The following is an 11,671-nucleotide window of genomic DNA, read 5'->3' as shown; positions in this document are numbered from 1 at the left end:
TGCTCGAGGAGCTGATCGAGTTGGTCGAACCGATGGTGGCGGAAAAACCGGTCGTGCTCGATCTCGAGGTCGACCCGCGGGCCGCGACGCGGGTCTATACGGATCGCGACAAGCTGCGGCAGATCCTCAAGAATTTTCTCTCGAATGCCGTGAAGTTCACCGAGCAGGGTCGCATCACCCTGGCGGTCGAAGCGGGAGAGGATCCTCAACGGCTGGTCGCACTCAGCGTCGCCGACACCGGAATCGGGATCCCGCGCGACAAACAGGAGATCATCTTCGAGGCATTCCAGCAGGCGGACGGATCGACGCGGCGCCGCTACGGCGGCACCGGTTTGGGACTCTCCATCAGCCGCGAGCTCGCGCTGTTGCTGGGCGGAGGGATCCAGGTCGAGAGCTCGCCGGGGGCCGGGGCCTGCTTCACCCTCGTCATGCCCGTCGCGGCCGTGGCGGTCGAGCCGGAAGGGGTCGTCTCCCCGGCGGCACCGGCGAGCGCACACGTCACTCCGCTACCGCCCGCGGAATCGCCCGGCGCGTTGAGTCCGACCTCGATCAGGGGTTCCGGCACCGGCGCGACCGACGGCTGGGTCCTGATCGTCGAACGCGACGTCAAAACCCTCGTGCAACTCGCCTCCGAGCTGTCGCGTCGCGACCTGCGCATTCAAACCGCAGCGGATCTCGACGAGGCACTCGAGACGCTGCAGGAAGAGGGCGAAGGCTGCGAGCTGGTGCTGTTGGCCGCCGGGATGTCCGACGAAATGACCTGTGCTACGATTCGGACTCTACTGAGCCGTAATGCGGGGCCGCACCCGGCCGTTGCCGTGCTTGGCGATCGATCGGCCAAGACCCGGGTTGCCGATTGCTTGGGTGCGGGTGCCGTGGAATTTCTATCGAAACCCATCGATCCCGATCAACTCACGGCGCTGCTTGCCGAGGTGCTGCCGGACAGACCCGTCCCGGAGCCATCCGCAGCGGTCCGAGAGCCGATTGTTTGAGCCGCCCGAGTCCAGCTCGCGACGGTTCGGGGCGCACAAGGGCAGACGACATGACCCGCTACGCCGGCTTCAAGCTGCTGATCGTCGACGACCATGCACATAATCTCTTCACGCTCCGGACCTTGATCGAGAGCGAGATGGATGTCGAGGTTCTCGAGGCCACTTCGGGGCAAGACGCCATCGACCTGACCCATCGACACCCGGACATCGACCTCATCATCCTCGATGTACAGATGCCCGAGATGGACGGCTTCGAGACCGCGTCCATGCTCAAATTGCGCAAGCGAACGCGCGATATCCCGATCATCTTCCTGACCGCCGCCTTCAAATCGGAAGAGTTTCAGCAACGCGGATTCGCCGTCGGCGCCGTCGACTATCTACTCAAGCCGATCGACGACAACCTTCTGATCAACAAGATCAGCACCTACTTCAGACTGATCGAAAAAGAACGCGAGCTCAACCGCACGCTGGAGCAGACGGTCGCACAACGCACGGCAGAGCTCGCCGAGGCGCGGCAATACCTGGAGAACATCATCACGCATATGGGTGAAGCGCTCTTGGTCTTGGATCCGAGCGGTACCATCAAGCACACCAACCCGGCGGCGTGGAAGATGCTCGGCTATCGCGGCGACGATCTGCGCGGCATGTCCATCGGAGACGTGTTCGAAGAGGAAGGCGATGCCGAAGCAGGCGCCTTCATGGGAACCTGGCTGGAAGCGCTGATCCGCACCGGGGCCTTGAGCCGGATCGAGGCCCGTTTCATCGCCCGCGACGGGCGGCGAGTCCCGATTCTCTTCTCGCGTACCGCGGTGAAGGATCCCGAAGGACGCATCAGCGATATCATCTGTATCGCAAAGGATATGACCGGCTATGTGCGGGTCGAGGAGAACGGGAACGCGAGAGCCCTGCCGACAGGGGGATAAGCAACGACACGAGAAGATTGAAGCCCCTAGGGAGGAGCGAGAATGAGTGAACAGATGGTCCCCGAGATACCCGAAGACGATGAAAACACGACCCTGACCGCCAACGCCCTGAAGGCGATGGCCCACCCGCTGCGGTGGAAGATCCTCTGTTCGCTCGGCGACAAGGAACTCTCCGTCGGCGAGATCGTCGACCGCACCGGGACCTCTCAGAGCAACATCTCTCAGCACTTGGAGCAACTACGCAACAAGAACATCGTCGTCGCGCGCAAAGAGGCCAATCGCATCTATTACCGCATCCGCAACGATCAGTTGCTGGATCTCATCGGCATCATGCGCGATGTGCTTTGCCCGGCGAACCTGGACGACCGATTTCCCAAATAGGCCGCGCGTTCTGCGTATCAACGTTGACCCAGGGGCCACCGTGCCTGCGCGGATGCTCGGCCGAATCGGGACTCGCGGCCCGCGACCGTGTTTAAGATAATGTCCGCCCAATCCACTCAGGACGCTCCCCACATGCTCGATCCCAACACCTGGTTCTCCGAGATCGCCGCCGCGGATGGCGCCGCCTTCTCGCTACGGATCTCCTCGAAGCTCCACGAGGAGCAGAGCCCCTATCAGCACATCGAGATCTACGAGACCGACGGCTTCGGCAATCTCATGGTCATCGACGGCTGCACCATGCTCTCGACCCGCGACAACTTTCTCTATCACGAGATGATGTCGCACCCGGCGCTCTTTACACATCCGGATCCCAAGCGGGTCTGCATCATCGGGGGCGGCGACTGCGGCACCTTGCGCGAGGTTCTGAAGCACCCCGGCGTCGAGCAGGCGGTTCAGATCGACATCGACGAGCGTGTGACGCGGCTCTCCGAGATGTTTTTTCCGCAGCTCACGGCCTCCAACGGAGATGCGCGCGCGCACCTGTTGTTCGAGGACGGGGTGCGCTGGATCCAGGAGGCGGATGCCGGCAGTCTGGACATCATCATCGTCGACAGTACCGACCCGGTCGGACCCGCGGTCGGTCTCTTCACCAGCGACTTCTATGCCGACTGCCGACGTGCCTTGGGCTCGGGCGGCATTCTGGTTCAGCAGAGCGAATCCCCGCTGTATCACATGCGCATCCTGACCGAGATGCACACCGCGATGCGCAGCGCCGGCTTCCGCGACTCCCGCACACTTTTGTTTCCCCAACCGATCTATCCCTCCGGCTGGTGGAGCGCGACGATGGCCGGCACCGACCTGTCGCTCGTGGACTTTCGTGTCGAAGACGCCACTCGCAAAGCCTTCGACACCCTCTACTACAACGCCGAGATCCATCGCGCCGCCCTGGCGCAACCGGAGTTCTTCCGCCGCGCGCTGGCCGAAATCGCCGCCTGAGCCCGGTTGCTCGGTCCTGCCGGCCCGTCGTATATCGGGCCGAGGTGGAGCGAAGCCGGGCACGGGACGCACCCTGCTTACCAACAAACCACGCGCGGTCGGGGCAAAAAAATGGGGCCCAGCGGGCCCCGAAGAATTCACAACAGCACAAAGCAGGTGATCAGGCGGCTCCGCGAGCCCCGACAAACTCCGGATAGGCCTCCAGGCCGCACTCCCCGATGTCGACACCCTCGTACTCCTCTTCCTCGCTGACTCGGATGCCCATGACGAGCTTGAGGATCAGCCAGACGATGAAGGAGGTCACGAAGACCCAGCCCAGAATGGTGCCGAGACCGATCGCCTGAGCAGCGAAGCTGGCCTCGCTGTTGGTGATGGGCACCGCCATCAGACCCCACATTCCGACCACACCGTGCACGGAGATGGCGCCGACCGGATCATCGACCCTTAGCTTATCCATGGTCACGATGGCAAAGACGACGATCACGCCGCCGATGGCACCGATCATGGTCGCGAGCAAGGGCGAAGGGGTAAGCGGCTCGGCCGTGATCGCGACCAGCCCCGCGAGGGCACCATTGAGGGCCATCGTGAGATCGGCCTTGCCGAACAACAGCCGCGCCGTGATCAGACCGAAGATGGTGCCGCCGGCCGCGGACATGTTGGTGTTGACGAAGACCGCCGCCACCGCATTGGCATCCTCGATGTTCGATATGACCAGCTGCGACCCGCCGTTGAAGCCGAACCAACCAAGCCAGAGGATAAAGGTACCGAGTGTGGCGATCGGCATATTCGCGCCCGGGATGGCGTTGATGGAACCGTCTTTGCCGTACTTGCCCTTGCGCGCGCCCAGCAGAAGAACACCGGCGAGCGCGGCCGAGGCGCCGGCCAGGTGCACGATGCCGGAGCCTGCGAAGTCAAGGAATCCGAGCTCGTCGAGGAACCCGCCACCCCACTTCCAGTAGCCTTGCATCGGATAGATGAACCCGGTCATCACGACCGCGAAGAGCAGGAAGGCCCAGAGCTTCATGCGCTCGGCCACGGCACCGGAAACGATCGACATGGCGGTCGCCACGAAGACGACCTGGAAGAAGAAGTCGGCCATCGAGGAGTAGTAGGTCTCCCCGTCACTGCCCATGACGTCTTCGACGCTGTTGTCGCCGCCGAACATGAATCCCCAATCGATGGCGGGGATAAAGCCGTTGCCGTCGGCCGGATACATGATCCCGTATCCCACCAGCATGTACATGATCGAGGCGATCGCGAAGAGAGCGATGTTCTTGGTCAAGATTTCAGCGGTGTTCTTGGCACGGACCATGCCAGCCTCGAGCATCGCGAAACCGGCGGCCATCCACATGACCAGCGCGCCGGAGATGAGAAAGTAAAAGGTATCGAGCGCGTAGCTCAACTCTGTAATTGCTTCCACGAAAGAATCTCCAAGAGGTTCAAGGCGAGGGAGGGGCCGAGGCGGACGAATCCGCCTCGGCTAGCGGCTTAAAGGATGTAGCCGCGCTCGCCGTGCTGGGAAAGATCGAGACCTTCGGTTTCCTGCTCCTCGGTGACACGCAGCCCGATGACCAGGTCGACCAGCTTAAGGATGATGTAGGTCAGGATCACGGTGTAAAGCAAGGTGAATAGGACCCCCTTGGTCTGGATCCACACCTGCCCGAGCATACTCATGCCCTCGGCTAGACCGGCCCCGCCCAGCGCGGCGGAAACGAATACGCCGGTCAGGATAGCGCCGACGATCCCGCCGACCGCATGGACGCCGAAGACGTCGAGCGAGTCGTCGTAGCCCAAGGCACGTTTGAGCTTGGTCGAGGCAAGGAAACAAATGATTCCCGAGGCGACACCGATGGCGAGTGCACCGAGCGGACCGGCCGTTCCGGAGGCAGGAGTTATCGCGACGAGACCCGCGACAGCACCGGTCGCGATACCCAAGACACTTGGCTTACCATGCGACACCCATTCGGAGAACATCCAGGCGAGCGCGGCGGCGGCCGTCGCAACCTGGGTCACGAGCATCGCCATTCCGGCGCTCTCGTTTGCCGCGACCGCACTGCCGGCGTTGAACCCGAACCACCCGACCCAGAGCATCGAGGCGCCCAGCAGGGTGTAGCCCAGGTTGTGCGGAGGCATAGCGGTGTGCGGATATCCCCGGCGCTTACCCAAGACCAATGCGGTGACGAGACCCGCGACCCCCGCATTGATGTGCACGACGGTGCCGCCCGCGAAGTCGAGCACGCCCCAATCCCACATCAACGCCCCGTCGCCGCCCCAGACCATATGGGCAATCGGCAGATAGACGACGGTGAACCAGATCCCCATAAACCAGAGCAATGCGGAGAACTTCATGCGCTCCGCGAAGGCACCGACAATCAGAGCCGGGGTAATAATGGCGAAGGTCATTTGAAAGGTGGCAAAGACAGTCTCGGGGATTGCCGCCGTCAGGCTCTCGCGAGTCACCCCGCCGAGCAGAACCTTATCCAGTCCGCCGATGAAGGTGTTGATATTGATGGCGCCCTGCTCCATGCCCTGCGTCGAGAAAGCCAAGCTGTAGCCATAGAGCACCCAGAGGACCGTCATGAGCGCAGCAATGGCAAAACACTGCATCAAGACCGAAAGCACATTCTTGGCTCGGACCATTCCGCCATAGAAGAGCGCCAAACCCGGGATGGTCATGAATAGAACGAGTGCAGTCGCGGTCAGCATCCAGGCGGTATCGCCACTGTTCAATACAGGCACCTCCTCGGCCAACGCCAGTGCGGGCGTCAACAGCGAGAGAGCCGCCAAGGCCGGCACGGCCAGTCGTCGCGGTTCCAGTGTGTACATCGTTGCGATCCTCTCGGCGACGACTTAGAGTGCGTCCGATCCGGTCTCGCCGGTACGAATGCGGATAACTTGTTGCAGATCGAAGACGAAAATCTTGCCGTCGCCGATCTTGCCGGTTCGGGCCGCACTGCTGATGGCCTCGATCACCTTTTCGACCATCGCGTCGTCCACTGCGATCTCCACCTTGATCTTGGGGAGGAAATCGACGACATACTCCGCACCGCGGTAAAGCTCCGTGTGCCCTTTCTGGCGACCGAAACCCTTGACCTCGATGACGGTGATACCGGAGACACCGATATCCCCGAGTGCCTCGCGGACGTCGTCCAGCTTGAACGGCTTGATGATGGCTGCAACCAGTTTCATTGCAATTGAGCTCCTGTAGAGGCCAAGGGCGGACCCTTGGCCGAGGGATTGGAATCGCGAGTGCGAGGCGGGGTGGTTCAGAATTCCTTCAGCCAGCCGACCCAGAACTGCGGGTCGTCGTTGTAGGTGTCACGTCCGACTTGGTCGTAATTCAAGCTGAAGGTGCCGAAATCACCGGCCTCGCGGCTGATGGTGATGCCCCAATGTCCGTAGTCGTTGCCGCCGTCGTTGTAATCGAAATCATAATAGCCGCCGCGAACTCCGAGCCCGAAATCGTAGGGCAGCGCGAACTCGAGACCGGCGTAGTAGTACCAGTCGCCTTCGACAAAGAGCGCTTCGCCGGAAGGAACGCCGGGGGCATCGTCGGCCTGACCGTAAACCGTATAAGCCAAACCGAGCGTGAGCCATTTCCAGGTCGCGCTGCCGCCGAGCTCAGCGAAGTCGAGATCCTCGCCATCGGGGTAGGCGTAGTAGATGGCGTTGACGTCGAAGCTGAGATCGTCGTTGATGGCCATGCCGTAGCCGAGGTAGCCATCGAGCTCGTAACCGGGCGAATTGAAGGTGTCCACGACCTCGAACGTCTTCTCGTCGAAGTCGACCTCGTACTCGACACCGTCGCCGAAATCGACGTTGGAGATCCAGGCGCCCGCGTAGAAACCGCTGCTGTGCTCGTAGTCGACCCCGCCTTGAACAGCCGGACCGTCGTCGGTCTGCGTCAGGCCCCGGAAAAAGTAGTTGCTGACGACGCCGATATTGGCGCTGAAGTTATGCGTCTCGTTGGCTGCGGCGATCTGGAAGGCGCCGGCGCTCATGGTCAGCGCTCCAAACGCCAAGACGGTTCCGATGCGTCGTGTTGTCATTGCTGTGTGCCTCTCGAAAATGCGGGCTTGCTGGCGAGGTTGAAAAAGACCGGCTGGCGCCCGAGTGACCTCACCGGTTGTGACGATGTGATGTCGGGTAAGCAGACTACGTGCCATAATCGATCACGCCCCGAGCAAGAGGTATTTCGGCATCATGTGACAAAGACACCACAGCACGCCGCACCAAAACGAAGCACAAGCGAACGCCACGCCGAACGACCGCACCAAAAGCGTGCAACAATACCGACTTCAACCGCGAGCCGGCCGATAACGAGCACAGGTGCGTTTTCGGAAAGCAGGGCGCGTTCCGCGTGCTTGGACAAGTCGCGCCGACCCGGCGTGCGCGAGGTGTGCATTGCGGCGAAGAACGCAGGTGCGCTCGGTATATAATGGCGGCGAAATTGAACACGGCGTCTTTCTCGACGATGGAGTCGACGCGGAATCGACCCAAACATCCTCGCATTGACGTTGGACCTACGGGTCAAGCAAAGACCGCAGTACGGAGGAACCCCATGTTGGACCCCAAACAGCTCGACGATCTCGCCCAGCGCCTTGCATCGGCGATGCCGAAGGGCATTCAGATGTTGCAGGAAGACATCGGCCGCAATCTCCGAGCATCGCTCGAATCCGGCCTGGACAAGCTCGACCTGGTCACCCGCGAGGAGTTCGATGTCCAGTGCGCCGTCCTGGCGCGCAGTCGCGAGAAACTGGCGGCGCTCGAGGCGCGCATTGCCGAACTGGAGCGCGCGCAAACACCGTCACGAACAGGGGTGGATTGACCTCTCGAGACCGAGCAAGGTCGTGGCCCTCTGCATCCTCCACAGCCGAGCGCGGGTCGGTATCCATGCCCCAGCCGTAACGGTCGAGGTCCATCTCTCGGGAGGGCTGCCCTATCTCTCGATGGTCGGCCTCCCGGAGATGGCGGTCAAAGAGAGTAAGGACCGCGTGCGCGGCGCCTTGCTGAATGGCCGGTTCCAGTTTCCGATCGGCCGGGTCACCATCAACCTGGCCCCCGCGGATCTCCCCAAGGAAGGCGGACGCTTCGATCTTCCGATCGCGCTCGGCATCCTAGGCGCCTCCGGACAGATCGCCACCGAACGGCTCGAACGGTATGAATGGATCGGCGAGCTGGCCCTCTCGGGGGCCTTGCGGCCCGTCAATGGCGTCCTGCCCGTCGCCGTGGCGGCACGCGAGGCGAATCGCGAGCTCATCTTGCCTGCGGAGAATGCTGCCGAGGCATCGCTGGTTTCCGGGCTGGATATAAGGCCGGCGCGGCATCTCATGGAGGTGTGCGAGCATCTCAACGGGACGCGTGCATTGCCGACCTTCGTGACGGGCGAACGGGTTTTCGTCGAGCCCGCCTATCCTGACCTCTCGGAGGTCAGGGGTCAGGAGCATGCGAAACGGGCCCTCGAAATCGCTGCCGCGGGCGGTCACAGCCTCATGTTGATCGGTCCGCCCGGCACCGGAAAGTCGATGTTGGCCAACCGACTCCCCGGACTCTTGCCGTCGCTGAGCGAGGAGGAGGCGCTGGAGGCGGCGGCGATCCGCTCCGTGAGCGACCGCGACCTGTTCGACCCGGCGCGCTGGCGCGAGCGCCCGTTTCGCTCGCCGCACCACACCGCATCGGGCGTCGCGCTGGTGGGCGGGGGCAGCAACCCGCGACCCGGCGAGATCTCGCTCGCGCACCAAGGGGTCTTGTTTCTCGACGAGCTGCCCGAGTTCGACCGCAAGGTCCTGGAGGTCTTGCGCGAGCCCTTGGAGTCGGGTCATATCGACATCTCGCGGGCCGCACGACAGGCACGTTTCCCCGCCCGATTTCAGTTGATCGCCGCGATGAATCCTTGTCCATGCGGCTATCTCGGCGACAACAGCGGGCGCTGTCGTTGTACCCTCGACCAGGTGGGACGCTATCGCGGACGCATCTCGGGGCCGCTGCTCGACCGGATCGACATGCACGTCGAGGTCCCGAGACTGGATCTTTCAAGGCTGGGCGAATCCGCCTCGGAGAAGCGAGAGACGACAGCGCTCGTGCGCGGTCGAGTGGATAGCGCACGCGCCCGCCAGATCGCGCGGGCGGGCAAGGCCAATCATGTCCTCGGACCCGCTGAGATCGAGCGCGACTGCGCCCTTGAGCCCGACGGCCAACGTATGATCCAACAGGCAATCACGCGTCTCGCGCTATCGGCGCGGGCCTACCACCGGATCCTGAAAGTGGCTCGGACGATTGCGGATCTCGACGGTCTCGCCCGGATCGAGCAACGGCATCTCGGCGAAGCAATCGGTTACCGTCGGCTCGACCGCGGCAATCCGGCACCAACCTAAACCGCGCCAGCTCCAACATTCCTCAAGTCTGCCGGGGCCGGTCCCATCCAAAAACATCACATACCGCGCCGGGCGCGGTTTAGACTCGACACCATGCTCCAGCTCCAATCACTCAGCCTGCGCCGCGGTCCGCACCTCTTGATCGAGGGTGCCGACGTCACCGTCTATCCGGGGCAAAAGGTCGGCTTGGTCGGCTACAACGGCTGCGGCAAATCGAGCCTCTTCGCGCTGCTGCTCGGGGATCTCCACGCCGATGCAGGCCAAGCGACGATCCCGGCCGGCTGGGAGGTCGCCCATGTCGCCCAGCACACCCCTGACAGCGAGGGTGCGGCGATCGACTTCGTGCTCGACGGCGACGCGGAGCTGCGCCGCATCCAGGCCGAATTGGCACAGGCCGAGGCGGCCGGCGACGGCCTGCATCAGGGCGAGCTGCTGGGGCGGCTGGAGGCGATCGACGCTTACGGAGCCGAAAGCCGTGCCGCGCGGCTCCTGCACGGGCTCGGATTCGCGCCCGGCGACGAGCGCCGCCCGGTCAACAGTTACTCTGGCGGCTGGCGGATGCGTCTCGCCTTGGCGCGCACCCTAATGTGCCGCTCTGACCTCCTGCTGCTCGACGAGCCGACCAACCACCTGGATCTCGACGCCGTCATCTGGCTCGAAGGCTGGTTGAAGGCGTATCCCGGAACACTCCTCTTGATCTCGCACGATCGCGACTTCCTCGATGCCGTGACCGGACACATCCTGCATCTCGAGCGTCAGCGGTTGTCCCTCTATGCGGGCAACTACTCGGCCTTCGAGCGCCAACGGGCCGAGCGGCTCGCCCAGCAACAGGCCGCAAGCGAGCGCCAGCAGCGCGAGATCGCGCACATGCGCAGTTTCGTGGAGCGCTTCCGCGCGCAAGCCACCAAAGCGCGGCAAGCGCAAAGCCGCCTGAAGGCGCTCGAGCGCATGGAGCTGATCGCCCCGGCCCATGTCGACTCCCCCTTTCGCTTCGAATTCGCTCCGGCCGAAAGTCTGCCGCGTCCGCTTTTGCGCCTGGACGACATCGCGGCAGGCTACGGCGACAAGCCCGTGATCGAGGGGGTCGGCCTCAGTCTCAACCCAGGTGATCGCATCGGACTGCTGGGGCGCAACGGGGCCGGCAAATCCACATTCATCAAGATCTTGGCCGGCGAGCTGACCCCGTCGAGCGGGCGTGTCGAACGCGCACAGGCCCTGAAGATCGGCTATTTCGCCCAGCATCAGATCCACCAGCTGCATTTGGACGACAGCCCGCTCGGCCATCTGCGGCGTCAGGATCCGGGCGCGACCGAGCAGGCCCTGCGCAGCTATCTGGGTGGATTCGGCTTCGAAGGCGATCGCGCACTCGGCCCGGTCGGCCCGCTTTCGGGCGGCGAGAAGGCGCGACTGGTGCTCGCGCTGCTCATCCGCCAGCGGCCCAATCTGCTGCTGCTCGACGAACCGACGAACCATCTGGACCTGGAGATGCGGCATGCCTTGACCGAAGCGCTCCAGGGATTCGATGGGGCCTTGGTGCTGGTCTCCCACGACCGCCACCTGCTGCGGGTCACCGCCGACACGCTGCTCTTGGTCGACGCCGGAGCGGTGCAACCGTTCGAGGGAGATCTGGACGACTACCCGACCTGGCTGGCCAACAACGACCCGAGTCGCAACTCGGACCCAACCCGCGCGACCGGGGCAGGGTCGGGCGGCGCGGCCGACGGCAACGAGCGCAAACAACAGCGTCGTCAGGCTGCGCAAGCGCGTCAGACCCTGCAGCCGTTGCGAAAGCAGGAGAAAGCACTGGAGAAACGCATGGAAACGCTTGCAGCTCGCCGCGCGGCGCTCGAGCAAACCCTCGCCGATCAGGACCTTTACGCCCCGGAGGCCAAGGTGAGATTGCTCGCGCTGCTCGACGAGCAACGCCAGGTCTGCGCCGACCTGGAGGCCACAGAGGAGGCATGGCTCGAGGTCAACGAGGCCATCGAGCAGGCTCGATAGTTGC

Annotated in this window: 11 protein-coding genes; 7 read left to right on the top strand and 4 right to left on the bottom strand. The window is 63.3% G+C overall.

Going from position 1 to position 11,671, the window contains the following annotated elements; all coding sequences use genetic code 11:
* From GPT33_RS05415 to speE, 4 genes are all read left to right on the top strand, one after another.
* Positions 1-992: ATP-binding protein (locus GPT33_RS05415; RefSeq protein WP_296806302.1), on the top strand; the 992-nt coding region annotated here is incomplete at its 5' end.
* A gap of 50 nt (positions 993-1,042) precedes the next feature.
* A complete protein-coding gene (locus tag GPT33_RS05410) occupies positions 1,043-1,915 on the top strand; it encodes a response regulator (RefSeq protein WP_296806301.1) in 873 nt (290 codons plus the stop codon).
* Positions 1,916-1,957: 42 nt separating this feature from the next.
* Complete coding sequence (locus GPT33_RS05405) at positions 1,958-2,296, top strand: metalloregulator ArsR/SmtB family transcription factor (protein ID WP_296806300.1); 339 nt, start codon at positions 1,958-1,960, stop codon at positions 2,294-2,296.
* Between the two features lie 132 nt (positions 2,297-2,428).
* On the top strand, positions 2,429-3,292 hold the full coding sequence (gene speE, locus GPT33_RS05400; RefSeq protein ID WP_296806299.1) for a polyamine aminopropyltransferase: 864 nt from the start codon (positions 2,429-2,431) through the stop codon (positions 3,290-3,292).
* A 160-nt stretch (positions 3,293-3,452) separates the two neighbouring features.
* Here the strand turns inward: speE and GPT33_RS05395 are convergent, their stop codons facing one another.
* From GPT33_RS05395 to GPT33_RS05380, 4 genes are all read right to left on the bottom strand, one after another.
* Entirely contained in the window at positions 3,453-4,712 is a 1,260-nt protein-coding gene (locus GPT33_RS05395) for an ammonium transporter (RefSeq protein ID WP_296806298.1), read from the bottom strand.
* A gap of 68 nt (positions 4,713-4,780) precedes the next feature.
* The gene (locus GPT33_RS05390; RefSeq protein ID WP_296806297.1) at positions 4,781-6,118 is read right to left on the bottom strand and encodes an ammonium transporter; all 1,338 of its coding nucleotides are present in this window, start codon (positions 6,116-6,118) and stop codon (positions 4,781-4,783) included.
* A gap of 24 nt (positions 6,119-6,142) precedes the next feature.
* The gene (locus GPT33_RS05385; protein ID WP_007194091.1) at positions 6,143-6,481 is read right to left on the bottom strand and encodes a P-II family nitrogen regulator; all 339 of its coding nucleotides are present in this window, start codon (positions 6,479-6,481) and stop codon (positions 6,143-6,145) included.
* Between the two features lie 77 nt (positions 6,482-6,558).
* Positions 6,559-7,341: a TorF family putative porin gene (locus GPT33_RS05380; protein WP_296806296.1), complete on the bottom strand. Its 783-nt coding sequence runs from the start codon at positions 7,339-7,341 to the stop codon at positions 6,559-6,561.
* A gap of 512 nt (positions 7,342-7,853) precedes the next feature.
* Between GPT33_RS05380 and GPT33_RS05375 the strand changes: the two genes are divergently transcribed.
* The 3 genes from GPT33_RS05375 to GPT33_RS05365 all read left to right on the top strand — a co-directional run bounded on the left by GPT33_RS05375 (position 7,854) and on the right by GPT33_RS05365 (position 11,667).
* Positions 7,854-8,120: an accessory factor UbiK family protein gene (locus tag GPT33_RS05375; protein WP_296806295.1), complete on the top strand. Its 267-nt coding sequence runs from the start codon at positions 7,854-7,856 to the stop codon at positions 8,118-8,120.
* 22 nt (positions 8,121-8,142) lie between these two features.
* Entirely contained in the window at positions 8,143-9,666 is a 1,524-nt protein-coding gene (locus tag GPT33_RS05370; RefSeq protein ID WP_296806294.1) for a YifB family Mg chelatase-like AAA ATPase, read from the top strand.
* A 93-nt stretch (positions 9,667-9,759) separates the two neighbouring features.
* Complete coding sequence (locus tag GPT33_RS05365; protein WP_296806293.1) at positions 9,760-11,667, top strand: ATP-binding cassette domain-containing protein; 1,908 nt, start codon at positions 9,760-9,762, stop codon at positions 11,665-11,667.
* Positions 11,668-11,671 lie beyond the last annotated feature (4 nt).

It is taken from the genome of Thiocapsa sp. (assembly GCF_011390875.1).
GTDB lineage: Bacteria > Pseudomonadota > Gammaproteobacteria > Chromatiales > Chromatiaceae > Thiocapsa.
Note: the sequence above shows the minus strand (reverse complement) of the source record. Positions and strands in the feature narration are given on the sequence as shown.